This window comes from Bacillus sp. FSL R5-0431 (genome assembly GCF_038002985.1).
In the GTDB taxonomy this organism is placed as follows: Bacteria; Bacillota; Bacilli; order Bacillales; family Bacillaceae; genus Bacillus.
Genome location: NZ_JBBOOG010000001.1, coordinates 3,330,802 through 3,357,058, shown reverse-complemented (window position 1 = coordinate 3,357,058; position 26,257 = coordinate 3,330,802). Strand labels below are relative to the sequence as shown.

Annotated in this window: 28 protein-coding genes; 21 read left to right on the top strand and 7 right to left on the bottom strand. The window is 42.4% G+C overall.

The window, feature by feature from the left end:
• Positions 1 to 145 precede the first annotated feature (145 nt).
• The gene (locus tag MKZ03_RS17310) at positions 146 to 1,378 is read right to left on the bottom strand and encodes an MFS transporter (protein ID WP_307500438.1); all 1,233 of its coding nucleotides are present in this window, start codon (positions 1,376 to 1,378) and stop codon (positions 146 to 148) included.
• 145 nt (positions 1,379 to 1,523) lie between these two features.
• Here MKZ03_RS17310 and MKZ03_RS17305 point away from each other — a divergent pair, with 145 nt between their 5' ends.
• Positions 1,524 to 2,003, top strand: coding sequence for an Lrp/AsnC family transcriptional regulator (locus MKZ03_RS17305; RefSeq protein WP_041816025.1), 480 nt, complete (start codon positions 1,524 to 1,526; stop codon positions 2,001 to 2,003).
• A 13-nt stretch (positions 2,004 to 2,016) separates the two neighbouring features.
• Here the strand turns inward: MKZ03_RS17305 and MKZ03_RS17300 are convergent, their stop codons facing one another.
• Together MKZ03_RS17300 and hemQ are read right to left on the bottom strand one after the other, a co-directional pair.
• Positions 2,017 to 3,177: an MFS transporter gene (locus MKZ03_RS17300; protein ID WP_341032499.1), complete on the bottom strand. Its 1,161-nt coding sequence runs from the start codon at positions 3,175 to 3,177 to the stop codon at positions 2,017 to 2,019.
• Positions 3,178 to 3,246: 69 nt separating this feature from the next.
• On the bottom strand, positions 3,247 to 4,017 hold the full coding sequence (gene hemQ / locus MKZ03_RS17295) for a hydrogen peroxide-dependent heme synthase (RefSeq protein WP_034660358.1): 771 nt from the start codon (positions 4,015 to 4,017) through the stop codon (positions 3,247 to 3,249).
• Between the two features lie 240 nt (positions 4,018 to 4,257).
• On the opposite strand from hemQ, the gene pta reads away from it, so the two are divergent.
• The 8 genes from pta to MKZ03_RS17255 all read left to right on the top strand — a co-directional run bounded on the left by pta (position 4,258) and on the right by MKZ03_RS17255 (position 10,616).
• Complete coding sequence (gene pta / locus MKZ03_RS17290; RefSeq protein ID WP_034660357.1) at positions 4,258 to 5,229, top strand: phosphate acetyltransferase; 972 nt, start codon at positions 4,258 to 4,260, stop codon at positions 5,227 to 5,229.
• Between the two features lie 186 nt (positions 5,230 to 5,415).
• On the top strand, positions 5,416 to 5,817 hold the full coding sequence (locus tag MKZ03_RS17285; protein WP_106036426.1) for a YwqH-like family protein: 402 nt from the start codon (positions 5,416 to 5,418) through the stop codon (positions 5,815 to 5,817).
• A 1-nt stretch (position 5,818) separates the two neighbouring features.
• Positions 5,819 to 6,097: a YwqI/YxiC family protein gene (locus MKZ03_RS17280; protein ID WP_095285665.1), complete on the top strand. Its 279-nt coding sequence runs from the start codon at positions 5,819 to 5,821 to the stop codon at positions 6,095 to 6,097.
• 11 nt (positions 6,098 to 6,108) lie between these two features.
• Complete coding sequence (locus MKZ03_RS17275; RefSeq protein WP_341032498.1) at positions 6,109 to 7,896, top strand: T7SS effector LXG polymorphic toxin; 1,788 nt, start codon at positions 6,109 to 6,111, stop codon at positions 7,894 to 7,896.
• 8 nt (positions 7,897 to 7,904) lie between these two features.
• Positions 7,905 to 8,342: an SMI1/KNR4 family protein gene (locus tag MKZ03_RS17270; RefSeq protein ID WP_060597516.1), complete on the top strand. Its 438-nt coding sequence runs from the start codon at positions 7,905 to 7,907 to the stop codon at positions 8,340 to 8,342.
• Between the two features lie 543 nt (positions 8,343 to 8,885).
• The gene (locus tag MKZ03_RS17265) at positions 8,886 to 9,281 is read left to right on the top strand and encodes an SMI1/KNR4 family protein (RefSeq protein ID WP_095285668.1); all 396 of its coding nucleotides are present in this window, start codon (positions 8,886 to 8,888) and stop codon (positions 9,279 to 9,281) included.
• Between the two features lie 236 nt (positions 9,282 to 9,517).
• The gene (locus MKZ03_RS17260) at positions 9,518 to 10,363 is read left to right on the top strand and encodes a lipoate--protein ligase family protein (RefSeq protein ID WP_341032497.1); all 846 of its coding nucleotides are present in this window, start codon (positions 9,518 to 9,520) and stop codon (positions 10,361 to 10,363) included.
• A gap of 19 nt (positions 10,364 to 10,382) precedes the next feature.
• Positions 10,383 to 10,616: a DUF5970 family protein gene (locus MKZ03_RS17255; RefSeq protein ID WP_034660341.1), complete on the top strand. Its 234-nt coding sequence runs from the start codon at positions 10,383 to 10,385 to the stop codon at positions 10,614 to 10,616.
• 33 nt (positions 10,617 to 10,649) lie between these two features.
• Here the strand turns inward: MKZ03_RS17255 and MKZ03_RS17250 are convergent, their stop codons facing one another.
• The gene (locus tag MKZ03_RS17250) at positions 10,650 to 11,450 is read right to left on the bottom strand and encodes an RsfA family transcriptional regulator (protein ID WP_034660339.1); all 801 of its coding nucleotides are present in this window, start codon (positions 11,448 to 11,450) and stop codon (positions 10,650 to 10,652) included.
• 238 nt (positions 11,451 to 11,688) lie between these two features.
• Between MKZ03_RS17250 and MKZ03_RS17245 the strand changes: the two genes are divergently transcribed.
• The 4 genes from MKZ03_RS17245 to MKZ03_RS17230 all read left to right on the top strand — a co-directional run bounded on the left by MKZ03_RS17245 (position 11,689) and on the right by MKZ03_RS17230 (position 14,950).
• Entirely contained in the window at positions 11,689 to 11,910 is a 222-nt protein-coding gene (locus tag MKZ03_RS17245) for a DUF1450 domain-containing protein (RefSeq protein ID WP_003215259.1), read from the top strand.
• A 170-nt stretch (positions 11,911 to 12,080) separates the two neighbouring features.
• Complete coding sequence (locus tag MKZ03_RS17240) at positions 12,081 to 13,382, top strand: HD domain-containing protein (RefSeq protein ID WP_007497716.1); 1,302 nt, start codon at positions 12,081 to 12,083, stop codon at positions 13,380 to 13,382.
• Positions 13,383 to 13,412: 30 nt separating this feature from the next.
• Positions 13,413 to 13,913, top strand: coding sequence for a YwgA family protein (locus tag MKZ03_RS17235; RefSeq protein WP_012011603.1), 501 nt, complete (start codon positions 13,413 to 13,415; stop codon positions 13,911 to 13,913).
• Positions 13,914 to 14,137: 224 nt separating this feature from the next.
• Positions 14,138 to 14,950: a zinc-dependent metalloprotease gene (locus MKZ03_RS17230; protein WP_341032496.1), complete on the top strand. Its 813-nt coding sequence runs from the start codon at positions 14,138 to 14,140 to the stop codon at positions 14,948 to 14,950.
• Positions 14,951 to 15,000: 50 nt separating this feature from the next.
• Here MKZ03_RS17230 and MKZ03_RS17225 read toward each other — a convergent pair whose 3' ends face one another.
• Positions 15,001 to 15,186, bottom strand: a complete 186-nt coding sequence (locus MKZ03_RS17225; protein WP_275718504.1) for a 2-hydroxymuconate tautomerase — start codon at positions 15,184 to 15,186, stop codon at positions 15,001 to 15,003.
• 114 nt (positions 15,187 to 15,300) lie between these two features.
• Here MKZ03_RS17225 and MKZ03_RS17220 point away from each other — a divergent pair, with 114 nt between their 5' ends.
• A complete protein-coding gene (locus MKZ03_RS17220; RefSeq protein WP_334750689.1) occupies positions 15,301 to 15,957 on the top strand; it encodes a site-2 protease family protein in 657 nt (218 codons plus the stop codon).
• 12 nt (positions 15,958 to 15,969) lie between these two features.
• Positions 15,970 to 16,488, top strand: a complete 519-nt coding sequence (locus MKZ03_RS17215) for a YwhD family protein (protein ID WP_034660332.1) — start codon at positions 15,970 to 15,972, stop codon at positions 16,486 to 16,488.
• A gap of 125 nt (positions 16,489 to 16,613) precedes the next feature.
• Here MKZ03_RS17215 and MKZ03_RS17210 read toward each other — a convergent pair whose 3' ends face one another.
• Complete coding sequence (locus tag MKZ03_RS17210) at positions 16,614 to 18,683, bottom strand: transglycosylase domain-containing protein (RefSeq protein WP_334750545.1); 2,070 nt, start codon at positions 18,681 to 18,683, stop codon at positions 16,614 to 16,616.
• A gap of 224 nt (positions 18,684 to 18,907) precedes the next feature.
• Between MKZ03_RS17210 and speE the strand changes: the two genes are divergently transcribed.
• The 5 genes from speE (at position 18,908) to argS (ending at position 23,314) form a co-directional block, all read left to right on the top strand.
• Positions 18,908 to 19,738 carry a spermidine synthase gene (gene speE / locus MKZ03_RS17205; RefSeq protein ID WP_307500418.1) on the top strand — a complete coding sequence of 277 codons (831 nt, stop codon included), beginning with the start codon at positions 18,908 to 18,910 and terminating at the stop codon, positions 19,736 to 19,738.
• Positions 19,739 to 19,807: 69 nt separating this feature from the next.
• On the top strand, positions 19,808 to 20,680 hold the full coding sequence (speB, locus tag MKZ03_RS17200) for an agmatinase (RefSeq protein ID WP_088003052.1): 873 nt from the start codon (positions 19,808 to 19,810) through the stop codon (positions 20,678 to 20,680).
• A gap of 69 nt (positions 20,681 to 20,749) precedes the next feature.
• Positions 20,750 to 21,097: a hypothetical protein gene (locus MKZ03_RS17195; protein WP_034660328.1), complete on the top strand. Its 348-nt coding sequence runs from the start codon at positions 20,750 to 20,752 to the stop codon at positions 21,095 to 21,097.
• Between the two features lie 124 nt (positions 21,098 to 21,221).
• Positions 21,222 to 21,644 (top strand): DUF1934 domain-containing protein, encoded by a 423-nt coding sequence (locus MKZ03_RS17190; protein WP_003215400.1) that lies wholly within the window; start codon positions 21,222 to 21,224, stop codon positions 21,642 to 21,644.
• Positions 21,641 to 23,314 carry an arginine--tRNA ligase gene (gene argS / locus MKZ03_RS17185; RefSeq protein ID WP_334750544.1) on the top strand — a complete coding sequence of 558 codons (1,674 nt, stop codon included), beginning with the start codon at positions 21,641 to 21,643 and terminating at the stop codon, positions 23,312 to 23,314. The genes MKZ03_RS17190 and argS overlap by 4 nt, the downstream gene beginning before the upstream one ends.
• Before the next feature lie 292 nt (positions 23,315 to 23,606).
• Here argS and MKZ03_RS17180 read toward each other — a convergent pair whose 3' ends face one another.
• Positions 23,607 to 24,578, bottom strand: coding sequence for a S66 family peptidase (locus MKZ03_RS17180; RefSeq protein ID WP_334750543.1), 972 nt, complete (start codon positions 24,576 to 24,578; stop codon positions 23,607 to 23,609).
• A gap of 195 nt (positions 24,579 to 24,773) precedes the next feature.
• On the opposite strand from MKZ03_RS17180, the gene cls reads away from it, so the two are divergent.
• The gene (cls, locus tag MKZ03_RS17175; RefSeq protein WP_107314968.1) at positions 24,774 to 26,237 is read left to right on the top strand and encodes a cardiolipin synthase; all 1,464 of its coding nucleotides are present in this window, start codon (positions 24,774 to 24,776) and stop codon (positions 26,235 to 26,237) included.
• Positions 26,238 to 26,257: the final 20 nt, after the last annotated feature.

Here is a 26,257-nt window from a genome sequence, read left to right as displayed (position 1 = left end):
ACCATCCAATCTTTTTCAAATTTTTACTAGATTATAAAAAATAAATTTGGAAATTGTCAACAAAATTTATAAAAAATGTATTTTACGATGATATTAAAAATTGATCTAAAAAACTGCACATACCGAGATGTGCAGTGAAATGAGCTTACGTTTCAAATGTGTTTTTATGTTTCTGCTGTAAGGTTCGTTCACGTTTATAGCTGGCGAAGCTAATGAGAAAACCAACAAGCGTAATGAGTGCACATACAAGCCCTACCGTATGATAGCCGAAATGGACATAGACAGGTCCCATAAGAGCGGAACCAAGCATAACGGCAAGATTGGACGCAAGGCTGTAAAAAGCCATCACTTTGCCTCGGTGGGTTTGGGAGCAGTCGCTTAGGACAGTGCTCAAAAGCGTGACAGATAAACTTTGCATGGCACCCCAAATAAATAGGGCGAAAATCAGCAATGTCCATGAGAAAGGTGCATAAGGAAGTAAGGCGAGAACGAGCGTAATGCCGCCCAGCACAAAGAAAAGAGTACGTGTTTTGCCAAACCAGTCTGCTAATTTCCCTGTAAATACACTCATGGAAAAACCGACGCCGTAAGCCATGATCAGAAGTCCTGCCGTCGATTGCCCTCCAGAAAACAGACTTTGCAGATAAGCTCCTAAGAACGAGTACATGCCATAAAATCCTAGCATATTACAAAATGTCACGGTCAAATAGGCGGGGACACGATCAATTTTCAAAGCTCCCCATAAAGAGCCAGTTTTCCCCCTAGCTTGAGGTGTTCCTGTATTCGCTGTCGCGGTTTGTTTGCGTGATTCAAGGATGACGAGCAGCAGGACAACGAGACTCATGATGGCGAAGATCCAAAATGTCCAGCGCCAGTTCAAACTCTGACCGATAAAGGCGCCAATTGGTACACCAAGGACAAGAGAAAGAGACCAGCTCGACACAATGAGTCCCATCACCTTGCCTCGATATTCGTAAGGAACCCGGTCGCCTACAAGAGCATAGGCTGTTGGCACAAATACACCGGTCGCCAGCCCAGAAATGGCACGGCCAGCAAAAAACACTGCCAAATTCGGGGCAGCCGCACACATCATGGTTCCAATCAAAAAGAAAGAAAGCCCGATGATCAAACACAGTTCCCTTGAATACCGGTCCCCTAAAGGAACGAGCAGCGGGGCTCCAACCAGCACAGCTAACCCATAAATGCTGATGGAAAGGGCGAGAATATCAAGAGAGTGCTGAAATGAGTTTGATAAATCAGGCAGCAGTGGTGAAATCACCAGTTCTTCCGATCCCGCCGCAAAGACGCCAAGTGTGAGCGCGATGGCAAGTGTGATGGGAAACGTTTTAGAAGCCTTGCTGTCTAAAGATTCTTTCATCAGGTGATCCCTCCATACTTGCTTTTTCATTCAATTCCGTTAAAATAAATTCTACCATTATTTAGTTTTATTTTACATTTCGAATCATAAGTATTATCATAAAATACTTTTCAAATGGAACGACTTTCGGATAGGAGAGGTACGAATGAAAATCACCGATGTTGATGTGCATATTTTAAATGAATTGAAAGAAGATGCCCGCTTGTCTATGAGGGAATTGTCCAAACGAGTCAATTTATCCGCACCTGCGGTAGCAGAAAGAGTACGTAAATTAGAGGATGCAGGGATTATCGAAGGGTATTCGGTTCAGGTCAATTATAAAAAATTAGGGCTTATGATTGACTGCCTGCTGGAAGTCACAGTGCTAAACGGGGAGTATCAACGTTTTGTGGCTTTTATGAATCAGCACCCACGCGCTTTTTTTGCTTATCGAGTGGCAGGACAGTCATGCTTTTTCATTAAGCTGTCAGTCGCTTCTCTTGAAGAAATTGAAGCCTTTATTCAGGCAGTGTCTGGGTTTACAAAAACCGTATCTCATATCGTCTTATCCGAGCACTCCTTTTCCCATCCAGTTCAGGAACGTGTGAAACAAATAGAAGAGCCAGAAATGACCGTGATGAAATAAAAAAGGACCTGACTCAGGTCCCTTTTGTTCGACTATCTGACTGATAGCTCATGATCGTAATGATGAGCCCAATGAAGGTTACAGCTGCAGCAAATAACGGAACAAGCTGTAAATGTGTCAGTTCGATGGCGAGACCGCCAAGCGCTGCACCGCCAGCATTCCCAATATTAAAGGCAGAATGACTAAGCGTCGATGCGAGTGTCGGTGCTTCATGTGCCATGTTCATCGTGCGGTATTGCAAGGTAGGAACAAGAATAAATGAAATGATTCCCCAAACAAAAATGGTCAGCACAGCAGGTACTTTGAATTCGGAAGTGATTGTAAACAATAACAGGACAGCCATCAGCAGGATCAGTGTCACCATAATACTCGGCATCAGCTTCCAATCGGCAAGCTTTCCGCCAACTAAATTTCCAATAGTGACCCCAAGCCCGAAGAGAACAAGGATGAGCGTCACCCCATTTTCCTGAAAACCAGTCACTTGCAGCAGGATCGGGCTGATATACGTAAAGGCGGTAAACACACCTGCAAAACCAAAGATCGTCATTGCAAAAGAAACGAGTACCTGTGGCTTTTTCAAAACAGACACTTCATTTCGAATATCCAGTACTTCTTCCTTCGATTGATTGGGTACTAAGCTGATGATACCGATTAAGGAAATGAGACCAATGACGGCAATGACAAGAAACGACATACGCCAGCCAAATTGATTTCCGATGAAGGTACCAAACGGCACACCCAGTACATTGGCGACCGTCAGTCCTGTAAACATGAAGCTGATCGCACTTGCACTTTTCTCCTTAGGCACAAGCCGCGCAGCCATTATGGCTCCGACGCCAAAGAAGGTTCCATGAGCAAATGACGTCAAAATACGTGAGGCCATTAATAGACCGTAAGTGGTCGATACAGCGGCAACAGCATTTCCCGCCACGAAAAGGATCATTAATAGAATGAGAAGACGTTTCCTCGACATTTTCCCAGTTGATAATGTTAAAATAGGTCCGCCAACTGCGACACCAAGTGCATATCCAGTAATCAGCTGCCCTGAAGCAGAGATGGATACATGAAGGTCGTTAGCAACGTTTGGCAAAAGTCCCATAATGACAAATTCAGTCATGCCAATCGAAAACACACCGAGCGTTAAAGCAAAAATAGCGATGGGGAAGTTTTTCATGATGAGATCACCTTTCTAAAAAAAAATACATAAAAAGGCTTCGGAAAGATCCGAAGCCTTAAGAGTTTATCATACATGAAAATAAGACGCCAGCTGCTCGTTTGCTAATCGGTTTCCGACAAAGAAGGAACCAAATTCGCCGTAGCGTGCACTGACTTCATCAAAGCGCATTTCATAAACCAATTTTTTGAATTGAAGCACATCGTCAGCGAAAAGAGTGACGCCCCACTCATAATCATCAAAACCGACGGAGCCTGTAATGATCTGCTTTACTTTCCCGGCATAGCTGCGGCCAATTAAGCCGTGGCTTCTCATGAGTGATTTACGCTCATCCATGGAGAGCATGTACCAGTTGTCATTGCCAGAACGTCTTTTATCCATTGGATAGAAGCACACGTATTGAGAAGAAGGGAGCTCTGGATATAGACGCGCACGTACATGCGGGTTCTCGTAAGGATCTCCGCCATCTCCGCCTCCAGCTAAGTAGTTGCTGAGTTCGACAACTGAAACGTACGAATAAGCTGGGATCGTAAACTCTGCTAGTCGTGTCTTGTTGAATTCAAGTTCAATTTCACCCAGTTCTTCCATGGTTGGACGCAAAATCATGAGCATAATATCTGCTTTTTGGCCGACAATACTATAGATTGTTTGGCTTCCAGCCTTATCGTGCTCAGCTGTTTTCCATTTTTCTAATAGACCTGTGAACTCATGAAGAATCGCTTGGCGCTCATCACTTGTCAGCAGCTTCCAAGCTGTCCAGTCAAAGGTTCTAAAATCATGCAGTGCATACCAGCCGTCTAGTGTTTGAGCTGCTTCATTGGTTGTATGTTGTTCGCTCATTTATTTCACTCCTATTTACAGTTTTCCATCTGTTCCAACTATAACATAGTTTGTCCAAATGAAGATGTGATCAAAACTTGAACGACGAAGTCAGCTTTTATGGAAATTGATTAAATTAGTTTGAAAAATAAGAATTTAATTTGTAAGCGCTATAATGTAAGTTGGTAGTTTGAATTTATGTAGAAGAAGAGTATGCTTAAAAGAGAACGCTTTTTTTGTAAAATCAAGGAGGGTATATAAGTGGCAGATATTTTTTCAACAGTTCAGGAAAAGGTTGCAGGTAAAGGAGTAAAGATCGTTTTTCCTGAGGGAATGGACGAACGCATTCTAACAGCCGTTCAAAAACTAGCAGATGGCAAAGTCTTGCAGCCGATTGTTGTAGGTAAAAAACAAGAAGTTGAAGCAAAAGCAAAAGAATTAGGTCTTACACTTGATGGTGTTGACGTGTATGATCCTCATACATATGAAGGTTTTGAAGAGCTTGTACAAGCTTTCGTAGAAAGACGTAAAGGCAAAGCAACAGAAGAGCAAGCAAGAAAAGCATTACTAGATGAAAACTACTTCGGTACAATGCTTGTGTATAAAGGTCTTGCAGACGGACTTGTAAGCGGTGCAGCACACTCAACTGCTGACACAGTGCGCCCAGCACTTCAAATCATTAAAACAAAAGAAGGCGTAAAGAAAACATCTGGCGTCTTCATCATGGCTCGCGGCGAAGAGCAATATGTGTTTGCTGATTGTGCGATCAACATTGCACCAGACAGCCAAGATCTAGCTGAAATTGCGATCGAAAGTGCAAACACAGCCAAAATGTTTGACATCGAACCACGTGTGGCAATGCTTAGCTTCTCTACAAAAGGCTCAGCAAAATCAGACGAAACAGAAAAAGTATCTGAAGCAGTTCGTATTGCAAAAGAAAAGGCACCTGAGCTTGTACTTGATGGAGAATTCCAATTCGATGCAGCTTTCGTTCCTTCAGTAGCAGCGAAAAAAGCGCCAGATTCCGTCATCAAAGGTGATGCGAGCGTATTTGTTTTCCCTAGCCTCGAAGCTGGAAACATCGGCTACAAAATTGCACAGCGCTTAGGTAACTTTGAAGCTGTAGGTCCAATCCTGCAAGGCTTAAACCAGCCAGTAAACGATCTTTCAAGAGGCTGTAATGCCGAAGACGTTTACAACCTTGCGCTCATCACAGCAGCTCAAGCACGATAATAGTAACGATCAAAAAAGCTAGTTTCGTTTTCACACGAAGCTAGCTTTTTTTGCGCATGTGAAATAGGTATAAAAACCCAATACCTACGATTCATTTTTCGTTGAATTCGTTTTCAATCATATGCCTCTTGTGCTAGGAAATGGTAACATAACGGAGGGCTATTTGAGGAATAGAGGTGTTTGACGATGTCTGGAGCTATCATCGGTTATACAACAGCCTTGTATTCGTTAAAGGCAGACATATCCATAAAAAAAGAACAAATCATAGAACTGAGCATATGTCGAAAAGAAGTGAAAGAGGCAAAAATGGCCTTGTCAGATGCGAGCAAGAACATCACGCGTCCAGACCTTACTTCACATACATGGTTTGGCCACTTGGCAGATACGTTTGATAGCCTTAGGGAAGAGATGAAATCGGTTAGTCAAGAGATAAAGGATGCACAGCTCACCAATCTATTGAATCGAATTGATGAAAAAATCAATGACTTGACAGCAGATATCCATTCATTAGAACGTGATATTCATACAGTTGAAAGAAAGATAGAAAAAGAGAAGCAAAAACAACTGGAAGAAAAACGAGGAAAATAAAATGAGCAAAGAAATTAAAATAGATGCCAGTGAGGCGAAAAAAGCATTAAAAAATGTAAAACAAGCAGGCGCTCATGTCCATTCAACACTTCCAAAAACCATCAAAGGGAAAAATGAGCTCTCCACCACAGAACAGATAGAAAAGATCAACCAGCAATTGAATGAACTAAGTACATCCTATATAGAGATACTTCAGAAACAGCTTGTACAAACAGAACAAGCCGTGAGCACCATGATTGAAACGGACAAATCGCTTGCTTCTAGTCATAAAAGAAAATAAAGGAGAACGGAATGAAAACCCTTGACGCCTTTGCGCTAATCAATGGAATTGACCAAACACTGAATTCGTTAAAGCGGCAATCACAAAACATCAGCTCACTAGAAAAACAAATCGAACACATCATCTCACTTGATGATGCACTAAAGGGAGAGGCAGGGCAAGCCATTCGAGCATTTTATACAGAATGCCATATTCCTTTCTTTCAATTCTTTCAGGTTGTCATTGAGGAATACAGTTCTGCGCTCAAAAAAACAAAGCAGGCACTTCATGCCCTTGAATCAAATCAACACGGTTTTATTTCACAAACATTTATTGAACACGAACTTGATTCAGGTTTAAAAAAAGCGGAGCGAGCGATTTCTGACATCGTATCAGATGTAAGCCAGGCGATCGGCAGGGTCAGTCATATCGTTCACTTGCCTCATGTAGACGAGTCTGCGTTTCAACAGAGCTATCAAAAAGCGTGGCTTGAGACATCCAGAACCATTGGACTGCTCCATGCCTTTGACAGAGAACAAACAAGTGCTATGAATGAAACAACAAGTGCATTGCAAACAATGAAACAATACATAAACACCTTAAGCACCATGTTCACCGGCCCAAAAATCGAGATCACCAGCTATCAAAAGGGCTCTATTTTCAAAGACACAAAAGAAGAAAAAGTAAGAAGCACGATCAGTGGATTGAATGACAAAATAGACAACCCGAAAGACAATCCAATGATGATCATGCTGAAGAATTTGGGTGAGAAAGAACAGGCAAATGTGAGGACGGTGGTTCATAGAGACACCCTCCGAAACGTCAACAAGCAAGTCAAAGCAAACGATCCATGGCTTACGACATTACAAAAAGAAGTTGTGAGCGGGAAAAGTAAGATTCTTAGAGACATCAGGGTCGTAAATGGTAAACTATATAACGTAAAAGGCATCAAAAAGCTAAAAGAATTCGACATCGCTGATGAAGTAATCACAGATCCGTCGGACATTGATTTTATAGGCGGGAGATACACCGTTTATGCCAATAAACAAATCATTCGAACGTATATCGCAAACGACGAAGTAAGAATAGAAGAAGTCGACAACATCCCAGAAAGCCGCAGCCACGGAAATGCCAAACGCATACTAGACGGTGAAGTCGTCTCAACCGCCGAAAACATCATTTTAGAATACAGCGGCATCTATGACGGATACCGAGCGGTTACTGGTAAAGACCCAGAAACTAGCGAAAATATTAGTAGCACAGATCAAGCCCTATCCGCAGCCTCTATCATCCCATTTATGAAAATCATTAAAGGCGGGAAATATGTCTTTAAGATTGATCAAGGGAAGAATGTGGTAAAGAGGGTTGAGAAGACTGCTAAAGGTGCGGGTGAACTTAATAAGGATTTAGCAAAAGCTTATCTTAGGGATATAGAGGCTAAAACTGGACGTAAGGTTAATAAAGATCAAATTCATCTTATTAAAGAAGCCTTAAGAAACAAAAACTATGAAAAATTGACACCAAAAGAGACTGCTAAGCATAGAAGCAAATTTACATCGAGCTTGAAAGATAAATTAATTGCAGAGTGGGAAGAAAAAACCAAACAAAAGTGGCCAAGATATACAGAAGAAGTACTTGATAAGAATGGAGAGGTTGCTCGGAGGGGTGGTCAACCGTATGATGCTCATCATATCATAGAGAACAACTTTGGTGGCGCCCATGAGTGGTGGAATATTCATCCGGCTAAATATCCTAACGAACATCAATCAGGGATACATGGAAAGGGAGCTCCATCAGGTAAACTATTTCCAAGGAGGTAAAATAGCATATGGCTAATTTTAAATTTATTAATGAACTAGAAAATAAAACTTATAAGGTATCTGAAGATGACATTTTAAAAGCTGAACAAAGAATGGACATAAGTTTTCCAAATGATTTAAGACAATTATATTTAGAAATTGGCTATGGTTTTATTAAAGGTCAAAGTGCTAACTCAATAAATAGAATTATGGGACCAGGGACAGTAGCAGATATTAGATTAAGAGAAGGTGTTTTTGAATTTGATCCAGATTTAGATGGACTTTTTGATGATGAAAATAAACTTATTTTTTTTGAAGTAAACGAAGGTGTTTATATTTCATTAGATTTAAAATTAGTTAATAATCCAGTATATTATTTTGATACTCAAATAGCTGAATCGTTAGAGGATTTTTTCAAAAAGTTTCTCAATAATAATGAATATTATCTAGATTTAATTGAGGATTAGACTTAATCGGAATAAATAGTGAAAATCAATTGACCTTGAATGGCAATGACTTGCTTTTCAAGGTTTTTTACTTTATTTTAATCAACTACTTTACGCGAATAATATCACTTTGCATGGCAATAAATAAAGAACTGTTGTCATAGATAGAACTGCTGTCTATTGTTCTAGAAAAAGGTAAAATAGGTCTGATATCTAGAGGAATAAGGAAATATCAAGTTTTGTAGTAGGTAGTAAAACAGGGAAAGGAATGCATATGGAACATAAACAACACAAAAACAAAAAAACATTTAACTGGCTATTAAGTATCAGTTTTCTTCTTGTCATTGGGACAGCTTTGATGAGAGGAGTTTCATTCTCAGATGCCGAATATCGAGGTTTCCCCATTGATTGGCTAGTTCTACACTCACATCATGCCTTTGAATTTCTGTGGTTAGGTTTTATACTCGATGTGGCTATTTTCTATTTCATATTAAAGTTGCTCCTTCGGATGTATAAAAGTGTCATGAAAAAATTAGCTGCTTAAAATATAGGAGGCTTTCAAAAATGATCAATCTATTTCAAATCCAAAATCTGAACATGAAAGAGCCAGCAAGTGAGATACATATCAAAGAGGCAGAAGCTGAACTAAATTTGATTTTCCCCTATGTCTATAAGACCTTACTAAAACAATCAAATGGATGTTCCATTGGAGGCGACCTGCTTCTATACGGAACTGAGGACATAGTGGAACGCAATGCAACGTGGGAAGTTCATCATTATGCCAGCTGCTATGTAGCCATTGGTGACGATGGCGGCGGGCAAGTATTTCTTATGCGGCAGGAAGAAGAGGAGAAAACAGTGTGGATTGTCGATGCTGGTGTGATAGACCCTCAGCATGCGGAATTGGTGGCTGAAGACTTGTTGAGTTGGGTCAGTGAGGGCTGTTACATAGAAGTTTAGTCTATTAAGGAGATGATCGATTTGCCGTGGAACACATTGATCGCTGCATGCCTCGTGGTTGGGATTCCTGTCGTTTTGATTGCAGCTGTTTATTTCATCGCAAAAAGGAAGAACAAGAAAACCAAAGCATCCAGTTGAAAAACTCTGTGACGTTCCTTGTCATAGAGCTTTTTTCTCTCTCATTCTCCCCCCATGTTATAATAAACACAGTTTATGAACGAGAGGATATGCAGGACATGAAAAATGAACCTATTGAGTTACTGACACAGCCGAAATGGCGAATCATAGATCAATCGAGCCTCGGTCTTTATGTGGACCCGAAGCAATCCTTTGCGATGGATGATACGCTTTGTGCGTCGGTTGGGAAGGGTCTCTCACCAGCGACAGCGCGTTCTTGGGTACATCACAATACGATTGTGCTTGGGATTCAGGATACAAGACTTCCATTTCTGCAAGATGGCGTGAAACAGCTTGAGGAAGAGGGCTATCGCGTCATTGTACGCAATTCAGGCGGCCTTGCTGTGGTGCTGGATGAAGGTGTCTTGAATGTGTCATTAATCTTTGCAGAACAAAAGAAGGGCATTGATATTGACCGCGGGTATGATGCGATGGTGGAATTGGTCCGCCGGATGCTGTCTAAGTATGAGGTGGACATTGAAGCTTATGAGATTGTCGGCTCTTATTGTCCGGGCAGTTATGATCTAAGCATCAATGGAAAGAAATTTGCAGGCATTTCTCAGCGTAGATTACGCGGTGGAGTCGCTGTGCAAATTTATTTGTGTGCAGATGGAAGCGGGCGGGAACGTGCCGACTTGATCCGCCGTTTTTATGACGCCGCCTTAAAAGACAAACGAGAAGAAGTGAAGGCTGTATTTCCTGATATACAGCCAGATACGATGGCGTCTTTATCAGAATTAACTGGAGAACCAATTGATTGCGCGCTTCTTATGCGTCTTTTGCTAGAAGAGCTTCAAAAGCTCAGTGATCAGCTGACAGCGTCAGGACTGAACGCAGAAGAACAACTGGAATTTGAGAAGAACATGACGCGGATGATTGAGCGGAATGAAAAGGTGTTTTCGTAAAAAGAAAGGAAGGGTTCTGGTGAAATCCAAAAACGGCGGTTACCTCTATTTACTATGGCTTCCTGTCATCATGGGAGCCGGCTACGGCATTTCGCTTTTGGTGCCGTTTCTTCAGCCTGTACTGACACTTGGCATCGCAGGTCTTTATCTTTTTATATTTGGTGATTTTCAGGTGAGACAAGTCAGGTATATTTTTATGTTCGTCTTTTTAATTAATGTCCTTTTTAGTGTGATGCTATTTTTGGGTATTTAAAAAGTGCTTCCCGCAGATGGGGAGCACTTTTGGTTATTCTGCCATTTTTTCGAGGTTGCCGTTCCGGTCCATTTTAAAGGTTGGAGCGGCAGTGTCGTCCTCTTCAAACAAAACTAGTTTTCTTGCACGGTTCATGATTTTGACGAGTGTTTCATAATCTTCTTGAATGGTGAGCTGATCCTTTTCAAGCTTTTTCACTTCCGCTTCTAGCTGCGTGACTTTATGTGAAAGTTCGTTATTTTCTCGTTTTAACCGGCTGTTTTCCATGCGTAAGGCAGATGATTGCTGGCCATCGCCTTCATAGCGGCGCAAGAAATCAATGACATCTTCGATGGTTAAATCCTGTTGCTGCCTAAAAGGATTGGCTTCTGGCTTTTTCTCTACGACATGAGAAGCTTGTGACAATAAATGTGATAAACTAGCTAACTCTTCATTGTAGCTTTGATCCACAAACTGAAGCTGCTCGGCTGTTTCAGATGCTGGTGCAAACGTTTCTTCCTGCGCTGGTTCCAGCTCCTGTGAGAATTCCTCTTGCGTGACTGTTTCTTCTACTTGCGGCTGATAAAGTAATCGTTTCTTTGCAGGCTGGCCATTGCCAAGTGCACGCATCCGTTGTTTTCGCTGTTTTTTGGCAAGAGCTAACGCTTTTTCATATTGATGCCTCACAACAGCATTCCATCTAAAACCGCATGCCGCTGAGGTACGGTTCAGCTTGTCTCCTACTTCTTCAAACGCATTCAGCTGTGTGCTGCCCTCTCTGACGTGACGTAAGACGGTTTCTGCCAAAAGAAGATCATCTTCCTCTGACCAAGCATCTTGTCTTTGTTTTGACATGTTTAAACCCCCATATGATTTGATGGTATTAGATTAGCCAAGTTCAAGAAAGTTTATACAAGTTTGCTAAAAGGATAGTGGAAAATACTAGCTTTTATGTAAGCACGTATCGGCGGTTACAATGCGTCTTGCAAGTCCAGCCGCTTCGATGTACAATGTTGGGTGGTATATTATGACTCTTGGTTTTCCAACTGTTTCATATAGAATGAAGTTCATCATTGAAAGGAAGCGTAAGACCATGGCTAATGAGTTTCGCGTATGTGACGATTGTGATGCGACGAACCTAAAGACGTTGCTGCCTCGACTCAAATCGGTTGACCCTGATGCAAAAATTGAGATTGGCTGTCAATCCTATTGTGGTCCAGGACGAAAAAAGGCTTTTGCGTTTGTGAACAATCGCCCATTATCCGCACCAACAGAAGATGAGTTACTCGAAAAGGTTCAAAAAAAAGTCAAATAAATGTCACTGAATGTGTTCAGTCGACCTAAAAAGAGGTCCGTCCCTGTCAGGTCGGGCTTTTTACGTCCGTGCAATCTTTGAGAACACATTCACCAGCAAATTCAAGGATGTTTTCGGGGAAAGTTACCCGATATAATAGAAACACGTCTTAAAAAAAGAGGGACGAAACGATGGCGTATCCAAAAGGGAAATTATCTGAGGAAAAGGTATTTAAAGATCCTGTGCACCGTTATGTTCACGTACGGGACGCATTAATATGGGATTTAATAGGAACAAGAGAATTTCAGCGCCTGCGACGAATTAAACAGCTAGGAACCACTTACTTGACGTTTCATGGTGCAGAACACAGCCGTTTCAATCATTCACTCGGTGTATACGAGATTGTGAGACGGATTGTGGATGATGTATTCAAAGGTCGGCCGGAATGGGATGAGGGAGAACGCGAGCTTGTACTGAGTGCAGCCTTGCTTCATGACCTCGGACATGGTCCATTTTCTCATTCCTTTGAAAAGGTCTTCCACTTAGACCATGAATCGTTTACAAGAGATATTATTTTAGGGCAAACCGAAGTCAATGAAGTGCTTCGCCGGGTTAGTGATGATTTCCCGAAGCATGTGGCAGAAGTGATTGCCAAAACGTATCAAAACAAACAGGTGGTCAGTTTGATCTCAAGTCAAATTGATGCCGACCGTATGGACTATTTGCAGCGCGATGCCTACTATACAGGCGTCAGCTACGGCCATTTTGATATGGAACGTATTTTGCGCGTGATGCGTCCGAGAGAAGATCAGATTGTGATGAAGCAGAGCGGGATGCATGCGGTCGAGGATTATATTATGAGCCGCTATCAAATGTACTGGCAAGTTTATTTTCACCCAGTGACACGCAGTGCGGAAGTCATTTTAACGAAAATTCTCCATCGTGCAAAAGAGCTGCATGAAACGGGCTATATTTTCACACATGCCCCTGTTCATTTTTATTCGATCTTTGAGGGGAATGTCACCACAGAGGACTATATTAAGCTGGATGAATCCATTGTCTTATTTTATTTTCAGGCGTGGGAAGACGAAGAAGATCACGTGCTGGCTGATTTGTGCCGCCGTTTTATGAACCGCCGATTGTTCCAATATACAGAGTTTAATCCGAATGAAGAAATGACGAAATATTTCAAGCTGACCGCCTTGTTCAAGGAGGCAGGCATTGATCCTGACTATTATTTAGTCGTCGACTCTTCCTCTGACTTGCCCTACGACTTCTACAGACCAGGGGAGGAAGAAGAGAGACTGCCGATCCACCTTTTGACGCAAAGTGGTCATATTAAAGAGCTGTCGAGACAGTCAGATATTGTTGATGCCATTTCCGGTAAACGAAGAACCGATCATAAACTTTATTTCCCGATGGACTTAATTGTAGATATGTCGGAAAAAGCTGAAGAAAAGAAGGCGATCATGAAGCTGCTTGGATTGGGATAAGGAAGTACTGAAAAAGGAGATGTCGGGAATTTGTTGAAAGAGCATGCAAAGTTGATGAAGGTATTCTCTGAATCAGGGGAAATCGTTGGACGGAAGAAGCTGCAAAAGATGATTTACATAGCAAAAAAGCTAGATTTGCCTTTTTATGAGAAATACGATTTTCATTTTTATGGCCCCTATTCAGAGGAGTTGACGCTCAGAATTGAAGAGCTGTGCAACCTTGGATTCTTGGATGAAATGAAGGAAAAAAAGGGCGGATACTATCAATATCGCTATTCGCTGACGGACAACGGGAAAGAGTTTCTCGATCAGTGTGAAGTGGACATGCCTGACCTCAAAGTGCTGACGCAGCAGATGAACGAGCAGTCGTCTCGTTTCCTAGAGCTCGTCTCCACAATTTTATACTTTGATGACCTGCCAGAAGATGAGGTAAAGGAAAAGGTCTTCACCATTAAAAGCAAGCAGCGCTATACGGACGAAGAATTTGAGGATGCGCTTGCTTATATTGATCAATTGAAGGAATTGAACTAGTTTCGCAAAAGCCCAGCATTTAGGGCTTTTTTTGTTTTGTAAGACCCAGACCAAAAGCGCTATTTTTCGATGAAATGTGTGCTGAAATATCCGAAAAATTAGTGAATATGACGTATTTCGACTTTTTTTCTGTGTATCCAATTCCCTGTTTTTGACTGAATAGAAGGAAAATGGTGAATTTTCAGTGAATATATAACCTTGTGAAAATCAAAGGAGGGATAGGAATGAAAAAGCGTTCAGTCTTTTTGTCATTTTTATTGGTAGGTAGTTTGTTACCGGGAGTAAGTTCAGCTTCAGCACCAGTCGCGAGTGCTGGTCATGGGCATGATCATGGTCATGCGCCGTTCGAAACACATATTAGTGAGGGGTTGCCAAAGGCAAACGATTTTAAAGATTTGACGAAAGCACCTCCAATTGAACGAGATGTGACAACAAAGGTATTAGATGAGTCTGGTAAGCAGGTAGGCTCTAGAACCTTTAAGGCGAATACAGGAGATTCTATTTCAACAAAGGCAAGTACAGGCAGTCAGAAAGTAACGGTCTATGCTGTAGCAGATGCGCAGTATCGTGCGAAATATAGTGACTGGCAGACGCGGATTGTCAGCATCATTGAGCAAGCGGACGTCACCTTTAACCGTGACCATGATGTAGACTTTGTCGTACAAGCAGTAGGATCTTGGACATCTTCTGGATCAAATGCAGAGCAAATCTTGTCAAACCTTCAGCGCAGCTTTGATGGCAGAGGATACGATTTTGTCACAGGATTTACAGCAAATCCAAACTTTGATGCGGGCGGAATCGCATATGTATACAATAGTGCACCGAGCGGAAGTGCATTTGCCGTCAACCTTGATCAAGGAACAGCGAATACAGCAAAAGCGGCTACGCATGAATACGGCCATAACTTTGGCTTACCGCATGACCCTCAAGGCAGCGGCATTGTCTGCTTAATGAATTATGATTATTCCTACACAGTCGATTTCTTTGATGCGGCTCATAAAAATCAAGTGAACCGTAACAAAGCGTGGTACAGATAAAATAAGAGACAAAAGGACAAACACCCTATGTGCTTGTCCTTTTTTTATGCTTACAGGTCGCTGATTCGTTTTCCTGCTACGGCATAGTGTTCTTTTTTCATTTCTTCAATAATGACAGAGACTTTTTCTGCACCTGCGCCTGTTGCTTCAACAACAGCATCAGTGACTTTCTCCACAAGAGCTCTTTTCTGCTCGTCTGTTCTTCCTTCTAGCATTTGAACGGTGACAATCGGCAATGCGAAAACCTCCTTTTTCCTTTTCGTGCTACGCTTCCCTTTAGTTTAAGGGACTTCTTATAGTATACTGAATAGAGTAAATCATTGTATAGAAAGAAAGAGGGATTCATGCCTTTGGACCAATTTCTTGTGTATCCATTAGAACTTATTCCATATGTCGCTATTACGCTTGTTGTTGCATTTACGATGCACGAGCTGGCGCATGCATATGTTGCGTATCGCTTCGGAGACCCGACAGCTAAGAACCAAGGGAGACTCACGTTAAATCCACTGAAGCATCTCGATATATTCGGGACGATTTTAATCTTTGTCGCCGGGTTTGGCTGGGCGAGACCTGTACCGGTGAATCGTTATCATTTTAAAAAACCGCGCTTAGCAGGAATCTGCGTCTCTATTGCTGGCCCTTTAAGTAACTTGGTGTTGGCGTTTCTAGGCTTTTTCGTGTACGTGCTTCTTCAGAAATTTGGCGGGGAGTCGCTCATGCGCTTTGAGCCGGGAGTCGATAATTTCTTCTTAATCTTTATTAACTTGAACGTCATTTTGTTCCTATTTAACTTATTGCCAATTCCGCCGCTGGATGGGTATCGTATTATTGAGGACGTCGTCAGCCCTGGTATCCGGGCGAAAATGACGCAATTTGAACAATATGGGATCATCATTTTTCTCATATTCGTGATCACGCCGCTAGGACAGTTTGTTTTTGGTCCATTGATCGGAATGCGGGATCAAATCATATACTGGTTTAATCTTATTTTGAAACCGCTGCTTTAGGAGGTCTAATGAATGGAAGGTAAAAAAAAGAAACCAATTGGTTTTAACATCATTAAAAAAACAGATGCAACCGACGGACACGGGGGCTTTGGAGCGGGTGCGCTCAGCCTTGATAACATTTCGCCAGTGATCATTGACGTAGAGGAAAAGGAAGCTGTCATTGATATTGGTGCGATGCATGCAAGAAGTGCCGTGGAAAAAGGAATTAAATTCTTGAAAAGCAAAGAAGAGGTGCCGAACGGAAAGCCGTATTGGCTCGTATGGGTGACCATTGATCGCAGAGAAGATGGCCCTTATTATGCGGGTGTGACGGCTTGTGAAATGACCGTCGACCGTTCAATCCGCCGCGGGTATAAGTCGCTTCCAGAGCATGTGAATTTAATGGATAAATCGATGAAGCGAAAAATCGTCGTCAGTCATATGGATGACGTATCGAAAAAGGTGCTGGCTGATTTCTTGAAGAGTCATAATAAAGCACTATGGGAAGCATCCACAGATGAATTAAAAGAAGGATTGTCTGTCTCTGAATAATTGTGAAATTTTTGTGAAGAATGGCGGATCGCTACCAATTCCAGCTGTTTTTTGAGTAAACTGGTGTTAAAGCTAGGACATGGAGAATCCCGAGATGCAGATCTCGGGGTTTTTCATGTCCTTTTTTAACGTTTCAGCCACTTTTCCCACCATTTCTTTGGTTTTTGATCTTGAACCGGATCTTGTTCAGAGGCTTTGTCCTCAGCACCGTAGCAGACACCTGTCGGCTCCGTTCCTTCTATAAAATAGGTGAATACCTTTGATTCACATCCTGGGCCTGCGAGATCGCCGGTTTTTGGATTGATATACACACCTTTTACACCGTCTGGCGGCATGAAGGAGGAGGCTGGCTGCTTCGAGAGGGCTGATTCCATAAAGGATGCCCATATCTTTTTTGCATAGGCTGTTTCTTCGACCGAGTCAATGGTGCGCCCTTTATCATAGCCCGTCCACACACCTGTGACGAGCTGGGGAGAGAAGCCGATCATCCAGCTGTCGGCTCCTGTCGTTCCCGATTTTCCTCCGTATGTTCGTGTGAGATCCTTCATAATGGTGCGGCCAGTGACACTCGTATAGCCGTTTAACTGATCATTGAACATTCCTGACATCATATCGGTGGTAATAAATGCTGCTTTTTCATCTAGGACTTGCTCTCGTTTTTGTTTTTCTTCATAAAGCACGTTGCCTTTTGCGTCCGTTACTTTCGTAATAAAGGTTGGTTTGACGCGTTTTCCGCCGTTGACCAGCATGGCGTAAGCATTGGTCATTTCAATTGGTTTGACAGGGGACGTGCCAAGGGCAAGTGATGGCACTTGATCTAGTTTTTCGTTGATTCCAAATGTTTTGCCAGCACGTACAAGCTGCTCCATTCCTAAAAATAGATGGGTTTTCACGGCATAAATATTATCAGACAGCGCCAAGGCTTGAAGCATGGTAATGCCGTCATTGGCGTAATAGCCATGATAATTGCTTGGTGAATAAGCAGCACCGCTTCCTTGATCATCGAGCTCAAAAACCGTTTCTTCACTGCGCATGACGGTTGCTGGTGTAAACCCATTCTGCAAGGCAATGTAATAGAGGAGAGGTTTCATTGTTGAACCGGGCTGTCTTTTCGCCTGTGTCACCCGATTGAATGGACTTTTCTCATAATCTCTTCCCCCGATGAGGGCGAGTACATGACCTGTTTGGGGATGGATAGCGGTAAAGCCGATTTGGATGTCTGATTTCGAATATATTGTGTTTTTTAACGTCTTCTCTGCGATTTTCTGTAACTCTGGATTTAAAGTCGTTTGGATATGAAGTCCATAGGTTTCAATCTGTTCCTCAGTTAACCCCAAGCTTTGTTTCAACTCACGAATCACATCATCATAAAAATACGGGGCTTGCTTTGCTTGCAGCTGCTTCTGCTGCAAAGGGCGATAGGACAGTTTTTCTTTCGAAGCTTCAGCGGCTGCTTTTTTCGTAATCATGCCGTCCTCTTGCATTTGCCTCAGAATCATATTCTTTCTTGCGCCGGCTTTCTCTTCATTCACATAAGGGGAATAGAGAGAAGGGCCCTTTGGGATACCGGCAAGTAAGGCAGATTCGGCGAGGGTCAAATTCTTCGCTTTTTTCCCGAAATACAGACGGGACGCCGCTTCCACGCCGTACGCTCCGTGACCATAATAAATGGTGTTCAAGTATCCTTCTAAAATCTCATCTTTTGTATAGTTTTGCTCTAAGCGGATCGTGTAAAAGGCTTCATTCCACTTCCGCTTCCACGTTTTATCATGATCTAAATACAGGTTTCGTGCATATTGCTGGGTGATCGTGCTGGCTCCTTGTACCTTAGCCATGGCACGAATATCAGCCACTGCAGCACCTGCCATCCGTTTCACATCAAAGCCATGATGCTCATAAAAAGTTTTATCCTCAACAGCTACAGCTGCCTGCCTGATATGAGAGGACATGGCCTTTAATGGCACCCAATATCTCTTTTCTCCAAAGCTGGATTCTCCAAGCTTTGAACCATCGGCTGCATAAATGGTCGTGGATTGGGGAACTTGAACAGAAGGGGCACCTTGCCATTTGGCAAGTAAAAGAATCGTCAAAAAGACAGTGCCTGCAAATAGAAAAGCGAGCAAGCCAATAAAAAAACAGGCTCGAATCGTTTTCACGGTCATGCGGATTTTTTTATTACTCATGATTGTGTCCATGCAAAGCCCCCATTTTGACGGTTTTTTATCAGTATGGAACAAAGAAAACCGTTTTAAACAAATGATTGCAAGAGCGTCCATTAAAATTGAAGAGAACTCATGCGGTTCTTTACAATTTGATATGAATCCACTATACTTTTTTCTTGGACAATCGATATAGTCATAGCCGATAAAGGCGCTAACAATAGATGTTTTTTTATTATTGGATGAGAGGAAGATGGACAATGAGCGAACTTTGGTATACAGAAAAGCAAACGAAGAATTTTGGTATTACATTGAAGGTGAACAAAACCCTTCACACAGAACAAACAGATTTTCAGCATTTAGAAATGGTGGAAACAGAAGAGTTTGGCAATATGCTGTTTTTAGACGGTATGGTGATGACATCTGAGAAAGATGAGTTTGTATACCACGAAATGGTGGCACATGTTCCTCTTTTCACTCATCCAAACCCGGAAAATGTTCTTGTCGTAGGCGGAGGAGACGGCGGTGTCATTCGTGAGATCCTCAAACACCCAAGTGTGAAGAAAGCGACACTTGTTGATATTGATGGAAAAGTCATCGAATACTCGAAGAAATTCCTTCCTTCTATTGCTGGGAAACTAGACGATTCTCGTGTAGATGTCAAAGTCGGAGACGGCTTTATGCACATTGCCGAAGCTGACAACGAATATGATGTCATCATGGTGGACTCAACTGAACCAGTTGGTCCAGCTGTGAATCTGTTCTCTAAAGGATTTTACGCAGGAATCTCAAAAGCACTTAAAGAAGACGGTATTTTCGTGGCACAAACGGACAACCCTTGGTTCACACCTGAGCTGATTACAAATGTACAGCGTGATGTGAAAGAAATTTTCCCAATCACGAAGCTTTACACAGCGAATATTCCAACGTATCCAAGTGGTCTTTGGACATTTACCATCGGTTCTAAAAAATATGATCCACTTGCTGTAGAAGACAGCCGTTTCTTTGATATTGAAACGAAATATTACACAAAAGAATTGCACAAAGCGGCATTCGTTCTGCCGAAATTTGTGAGCGACTTAATCAAATAAATCAAGCGGAATGGACATGCGCAAATGACGGTTTGCGCATTTTTTGAAGCGTAAAAGGAGGAATCTTGTTTGAGATTCGACGAGGCTTATTCAGGAAAAGTGTTTATTGGAAGTCATCCGACATGGGAAGATGCAAAAGTCATTTTATACGGTATGCCGATGGACTGGACCGTCAGTTACCGACCAGGCTCACGTTTTGGCCCAAACCGTATTCGTGAAGTTTCGATTGGTTTAGAGGAATACAGCCCTTATTTAGATCGTGAGCTGCACGAGGTGCCATTCTTTGATGCCGGTGACATTCCACTTCCTTTTGGAAATGCACAGAAAAGCTTAGATTTAATTGAAGAGTATGTCGACAGCATTTTAGAAAAAGGGAAGTTTCCATTAGGAATGGGCGGCGAGCATCTTGTATCTTGGCCGGTTTTCCGTGCGATGCATAAGAAATACCCTGATTTGGCGATCATCCATATGGACGCACATACGGATCTTCGTGAGGAATACGAGGGTGAGCCGCTGTCTCATTCAACACCGATTCGTAAAGTAGCAGGACTCATTGGACCTGAAAATGTGTTCTCTTTCGGGATTCGTTCTGGAATGAAAGAAGAATTCGAATGGGCAAAAGAAGCGGGCATGCACATTTCTAAATTTGAAGTGCTGGAGCCATTGAAGCAAGTATTGCCAAAGCTGAAGGGGCGTCCAGTTTATGTGACGATCGACATTGATGTATTAGACCCGGCTCATGCACCTGGTACAGGCACGGTGGATGCTGGCGGTATTACATCAAAAGAGCTGCTTGCATCTATTCATGCGATTGCAGGATCTGATGTCCAAGTAGTCGGTGCAGACCTTGTTGAGGTAGCACCTGTATATGATCATTCTGACCAAACAGCGAATACAGCGAGCAAGCTTTTACGCGAAATGCTGCTTGGATTTGTGAAATAACACCTTGATAGAGGAGCTTGTCATCTCATGTGGACAAGCTCTTTTTTTACATGGAAAAGGAGGCAGTTCATGTTTTCTTCTATATTGATGGTGCTTCTCGCTTTATGTGTGTTAGCGGCAGGCATTCTCACGCTGAAACGAGAGCTCAAAGCTGAGCCGCCCGTTTTTGCTTCGAAAAAGGAAGCAAAGGAAGAGATGATGGGGCTGTTTCAGGATCGAGGCTTTTTCTATCTGACGGCCATTGCGTTATTCATGCAGGTGGTATGTAAGCAGACGCAAATCGTGCCATTTGATTTTTTTCAGGTATTTTTGGCAAGTTCAGGCGTACAAGCTCTTTTTTATTTAATCAACAGAAAAGACTTGGGCGTAAAGGCTGGATTGGTGGTATTAGTGAGTGTCCTGTTTCTTTTTTTCTAAAGGGATGGCGGAAGATCAAAAACGAGGTTTAATCGCCGTGAAGAAGAGAAATGATGGTATGATAGGCGATCATGAATATGGTATACTATTTTAGTTAAACGGGTCTTAGCAAAGGAAGTGCAAAATGACACAAAACCAAATTTCAATTCATGTCAAGTCAGTGATGAAACCAGAGACGGAGCCGGCTGAAACGATCGAATTCCGCACGACTGGAACGTATCAAGAGAAGAATGACAAAACGTATCTCACTTACCATGAAGAACATGAAATGGGTCAAGTAAAAACCGTTGTGAAAATGAGTGAAAAAGAAATTTTTGTCATGAGATCAGGTGCCATTCAAATGAAGCAGCGCTTTCTCATCGGAGAAACGACCGTCACACATTACACGATGCCCTTCGGTACACTACAGCTTGATGTACACACACATGGCATTGATCTAGATGTGGACAAGGGACTGCTGCACATTACGTACGATATGCTGACAGGGGAAGATCAAAAGCATTTACATACATTATCGATTTCGTATAAGGAGGATTTACGTTCATGAATATCGCAGAACAGGTCAAAGATGCGTTAAAAGAAGAAATCATTGCGGCAGTCGTCAAAGCAGGACTTGCTGATGAAAGCCAGGTACCAGATGTCCTTTTAGAAGTGCCGAAAGACAAAACTCACGGTGATTACTCCACCAACATGGCGATGCAGCTTGCCCGCATTGCGAAAAAAGCACCTCGCCAAATCGCAGAGGACATTGTCAAAGCGTTTGATAAAGGGAAAGCTTCTATTGAAAAACTGGATATCGCAGGTCCAGGATTCATTAACTTTTATATGAACAATCAGTATTTAACAAAGCTCATCCCAGCTGTCCTTGAAGCAAAAGAGGCATATGGCGAAACGAATACAGGCGGCGGTCAAAAGGTGCAAGTCGAATTCGTCTCAGCCAACCCAACAGGTGACCTTCACCTTGGACATGCCCGCGGAGCAGCTGTAGGTGATTCCCTTTGCAACATCCTTGATAAAGCAGGGTTCGATGTGAGCCGTGAATACTATATCAACGATGCAGGGAATCAAATCAATAATCTCGCTTTATCTGTAGAAGTACGTTACTTTGAGGCACTCGGTCTTGAAAAAGAGATGCCTGAAGACGGCTACAGAGGAGAAGACATCAAAGGCATCGGGCAAAAGCTTGCGTATGAATTTGGTGACCGTTTCGTGCATGAGCCAGAAGAAGAGCGGATGAAGTTCTTCCGTGAATACGGATTAAAATACGAATTAGAGAAATTGCGTGTAGACCTTGAGAATTTCCGTGTTCCATTTGATGTATGGTATTCAGAAACCTCTTTATATGAAAACGGAAAAATCGAACCAGCGCTGGAAACCCTTCGTGAAAAAGGCTATGTCTTTGAAGAAGACGGTGCAACGTGGCTGCGTTCAACTGATTTTGGTGATGACAAGGACCGTGTGCTGATTAAAAAAGACGGCAGCTTCACTTACCTGCTTCCAGATATCGCATATCATAAAGACAAATTAGACAGAGGCTTTGATCAGCTCATTAACATTTGGGGAGCGGACCATCACGGCTATATCCCTCGAATGAAAGCGGCGATTCAAGCACTTGGATATCCTGCTGACAAGCTTGAAGTAGAAATCATTCAGCTCGTTCACCTATACAAAAACGGTGAAAAGATGAAGATGAGTAAGCGTACAGGAAAAGCCGTCACGATGCGTGATCTGATTGAAGAAGTAGGCTTAGATGCTACTCGTTATTTCTTTGCAATGAGAAGTGCGGCGACACATATGGACTTTGACCTAGATTTAGCGATTTCTACGTCTAACGAAAACCCTGTGTACTACGCACAATATGCCCATGCGAGAATTTGCAGTATGCTGCGTCAAGGTGAAGAAAAAGGCTACGAGCCAAACCTTGAAAAAGCAGATTTCTCTCACATTCAATCGGAAAAAGAATACGATCTTCTCAAAATCATTGGCAGCTTCCCAGAAGTTGTAGCAGAAGCAGCTGAAAAGCGTATTCCGCACCGCGTGACGAACTATATTTATGACCTTGCATCAGCCCTTCACAGCTTCTACAATGCCGAAAAAGTCATTGATGTAGAAAACGAAACAAAAACAACAGCACGTCTTTCACTCATGAAAGCAACACAAATCACGCTTGCTAATGCATTAAAACTAATTGGCGTATCGGCTCCGGAAAAGATGTAATACAAAAAAGCCCCGCTCTACTATAGGAGTGGGGCTTTTTGATGTTCAACACCCGCTATCTTCTAAGGACAGCAGGTGTTGAACATTACCCAAGCGTATTAATAATGTTAGAAATAGAATCGAATAATTGACTAAGTACATCAGAGAACAAGTTGCCCCCTCCTCTCTTTTCTTTTTACATCTACTTAACGAAGGGGGAAAAGAGTTGGATCACTTTTTTCTAAAAAAATTTTATAAAAGATCGTGGCATAGAAAAAAGCACCGTTTATTTGGGTGCTTTTTTGGCTCTGTTTTATGATAGAATGCGCAGCTGCACGTCTCCATCTTTACACGCTAGCTTCACGTTTCCACCAATTGGTAAGGTGAAGACCGGCTGCGTATGTCCGATATCGACATCGTAGATCACTGGGATGTGTTTGAGCATTGGATGTTTATCTAAAATGAACCTCAAATGTTCCTCTGTCATCTCGGATTTCTTTTGGAAGCGTCCGATGATCAACCCTTTGATTGATTCTGCATGCTGCATGAGGGAGGTGAGGTCTCTGGCGAACATTTCAGGGAAGACCAACTCATCATCCTCTACAAATAAGATGGCATCCTTGATTTGAGGCATAAACGATGTCCCTTGCAGTAAGTTCAGTGTACAAAGGTTCCCCCCATACAAGGTGCCTTCAGCTGTTCCTTCCTGATATATTCCCCATTTCGTCGGATGAAACTGTCTGTTCGCTTGATCAAGATACCACGCATCATCACTCCACTTTGTCGAAGGGGTCACATCAAAAGACTCACTGCCATTCATCAAGCAGGCTTGAAACATAGCGGTCTGCTCCTCTTGTCCCTGTTCCATTTGAAAGCTGGAGAAATGGGGTCCAGAGTAAGTCACCATCTCACATTTGGCAGTAATAGCGCTTGCGAGTGCGGTAATATCACTGTATCCGCAAAGAACTTTAGGGTGCTGACGGATCAAGTCGTAATCAATGTAAGGCAAAAGTTCATTGCAATTGAAGCCTCCAATAGCTGTCAAAATACCGTCGACTTCATCATCTGTGAACGCCTTATGCAAATCAGACAAGCGGTGTTCAATAGATGATGAGGAATGAAGATCACATTCAAACGCGTGCTGTCCAAAAGAGACAGTGAAACCTAACATCTCTAAACGCTTTTTTGCTTGAGCGATTCCTTCTTCTGATAAAATGCTGGCACTTCGGCTTGGGGCAATGACACGAATATGGCTGCCCTTTTTTAAAGGAGAGGGTGTATACATAAACAAATCTTCCTTTCCATCACATATTTATCCATTATATCGGATCAAATGGTCCAAGTCTGTAAAAGCTAGAAGAAAGGCATAGGTCGTGCGTTTCATACAAGCTGTGCAAAGGGTATGGAAGAGAAAAGACAGAAACGAATGAGGGCGGAGAATGTGAAAAAAAGAAGGCTGGAATTTTTATTTTTATATTTTATGATATTCGGGGCATATGTGGTGTATTGGTGGCAGGTTCCAACGTGGAGTGTTCAGCTGTACGCGGCAGTTTATATCGCCATTATTTTATTTAGTATCATCTCACTCATGCTAGAAAACCGTACATCACAGCACACACTCTTATGGATGTATGTGCTCATCTTTTTCCCGATCATTGGCTATATGTTTTATTTGTTCTCAGGACAGCTCTATGTGAAAGGTCATTTATTCAAATCAAAGAGAATGTACAACCGTGAAAAACTACGTAGAATATCTGAGCTTGAGAGCAAGCCGGATGAATCGCGTCTAACCGAAAATCAGCGGACTTTTTTTCATTACACAGAAAAGGCAACAGGCATGCATGTGAACACAAATAGTGATATGGACATTTTAAAGAATGGGAAGGAGACGTTTCCCCGTATTTTTGAAGAATTAAAAAAGGCAAAATCGTTCATCCATATAGAATACTACATGTTCAAATCAGATTTCCTCGGGCACCGGATGATGGAGATTCTGATAGAAAAAGTGAAAGAAGGGGTGGAGGTTCGCTTCATCTATGATGCGGCTGGCAGCATTCGCTTCTCTCGAAAAGATATTAAACGCTTGAAGCAGGCGGGAGTCAAGGTCGCTCCTTTTCTGCCTTTAAAATATGGTTTTTTTAATCAAAAATTCAATTTCCGAAATCACCGCAAAATCGTGATAATTGATGGGAAGACAGGGTTTGTCGGCGGGTTAAATGTCGGAAAAGAATATGTCGGACGTGATGAAAATATCGGTTTTTGGCGTGATACGCATACCATGTTAAAGGGTGAGGCTGTTCAGACCCTTCACTCTGTTTTTATGCTCGACTGGGAGTATGTATCAGATGAAGTATTAATTGAGGATCCGAAGTATCATACGCCGCATCCTGTGACGGGAGAGGATGTGATTCAGGTTGTACCGACTGGACCCGATATGAAAGAAAGTATGAGTGATTTATATGATGCACTCATCTCAAATGCGAAACAATTTGTCTGGATTGCGACACCTTATTTTGTCCCAAATGAATCCCTTCGTACAGCATTAAAAATTGCTGCGACAAGAGGGGTGGATGTCCGGGTGATGGTACCGGAGATCAATGACGGCTTTCTCACACAATACGCCACACGATCCTATTTTTCTGAGCTCCTAAAAGAGGGCATCAAGGTGTATCACTATCAAAAGGGCTTCATGCATCAAAAAGTGATGATCGCAGATGGAGAACTTGCCTCTGTCGGTACCGCAAATGTGGATATGCGAAGCTTTCAGCTCAATTTTGAGGTCAATGTCTTTACAGCCGCGAAAAAGCCCATTGAGCAACTGATGGCCCATTATGAAGAAGATATGAAAGAATGTGAGCAAATGGGGCCTGTCCATTTTTATAAAAGAAGCTTAAAAGAGCGCTTAAAGGAATCCTTTGCCCGGTTGTTTTCTGGCGTGTTATGAGGATTTCAAGTCAAAGAAAT

Bases quoted from the DNA above. Each gene is read 5' to 3' on its own strand.
- MKZ03_RS17310 (WP_307500438.1), bottom strand. From the start codon at position 1,378: ATGAAAGAATCTTTAGACAGCAAGGCTTCTAAAACGTTTCCCATCACA.
- MKZ03_RS17305 (WP_041816025.1), top strand. From the start codon at position 1,524: ATGAAAATCACCGATGTTGATGTGCATATTTTAAATGAATTGAAAGAA.
- MKZ03_RS17300 (WP_341032499.1), bottom strand. From the start codon at position 3,177: ATGAAAAACTTCCCCATCGCTATTTTTGCTTTAACGCTCGGTGTGTTT.
- hemQ (WP_034660358.1), bottom strand. From the start codon at position 4,017: ATGAGCGAACAACATACAACCAATGAAGCAGCTCAAACACTAGACGGC.
- MKZ03_RS17285 (WP_106036426.1), top strand. From the start codon at position 5,416: ATGTCTGGAGCTATCATCGGTTATACAACAGCCTTGTATTCGTTAAAG.
- MKZ03_RS17280 (WP_095285665.1), top strand. From the start codon at position 5,819: ATGAGCAAAGAAATTAAAATAGATGCCAGTGAGGCGAAAAAAGCATTA.
- MKZ03_RS17275 (WP_341032498.1), top strand. From the start codon at position 6,109: ATGAAAACCCTTGACGCCTTTGCGCTAATCAATGGAATTGACCAAACA.
- MKZ03_RS17270 (WP_060597516.1), top strand. From the start codon at position 7,905: ATGGCTAATTTTAAATTTATTAATGAACTAGAAAATAAAACTTATAAG.
- MKZ03_RS17265 (WP_095285668.1), top strand. From the start codon at position 8,886: ATGATCAATCTATTTCAAATCCAAAATCTGAACATGAAAGAGCCAGCA.
- MKZ03_RS17260 (WP_341032497.1), top strand. From the start codon at position 9,518: ATGAAAAATGAACCTATTGAGTTACTGACACAGCCGAAATGGCGAATC.
- MKZ03_RS17250 (WP_034660339.1), bottom strand. From the start codon at position 11,450: ATGTCAAAACAAAGACAAGATGCTTGGTCAGAGGAAGATGATCTTCTT.
- MKZ03_RS17245 (WP_003215259.1), top strand. From the start codon at position 11,689: ATGGCTAATGAGTTTCGCGTATGTGACGATTGTGATGCGACGAACCTA.
- MKZ03_RS17240 (WP_007497716.1), top strand. From the start codon at position 12,081: ATGGCGTATCCAAAAGGGAAATTATCTGAGGAAAAGGTATTTAAAGAT.
- MKZ03_RS17230 (WP_341032496.1), top strand. From the start codon at position 14,138: ATGAAAAAGCGTTCAGTCTTTTTGTCATTTTTATTGGTAGGTAGTTTG.
- MKZ03_RS17215 (WP_034660332.1), top strand. From the start codon at position 15,970: ATGGAAGGTAAAAAAAAGAAACCAATTGGTTTTAACATCATTAAAAAA.
- MKZ03_RS17210 (WP_334750545.1), bottom strand. From the start codon at position 18,683: ATGGACACAATCATGAGTAATAAAAAAATCCGCATGACCGTGAAAACG.
- speE (WP_307500418.1), top strand. From the start codon at position 18,908: ATGAGCGAACTTTGGTATACAGAAAAGCAAACGAAGAATTTTGGTATT.
- MKZ03_RS17195 (WP_034660328.1), top strand. From the start codon at position 20,750: ATGTTTTCTTCTATATTGATGGTGCTTCTCGCTTTATGTGTGTTAGCG.
- MKZ03_RS17190 (WP_003215400.1), top strand. From the start codon at position 21,222: ATGACACAAAACCAAATTTCAATTCATGTCAAGTCAGTGATGAAACCA.
- argS (WP_334750544.1), top strand. From the start codon at position 21,641: ATGAATATCGCAGAACAGGTCAAAGATGCGTTAAAAGAAGAAATCATT.
- MKZ03_RS17180 (WP_334750543.1), bottom strand. From the start codon at position 24,578: ATGTATACACCCTCTCCTTTAAAAAAGGGCAGCCATATTCGTGTCATT.
- cls (WP_107314968.1), top strand. From the start codon at position 24,774: ATGATATTCGGGGCATATGTGGTGTATTGGTGGCAGGTTCCAACGTGG.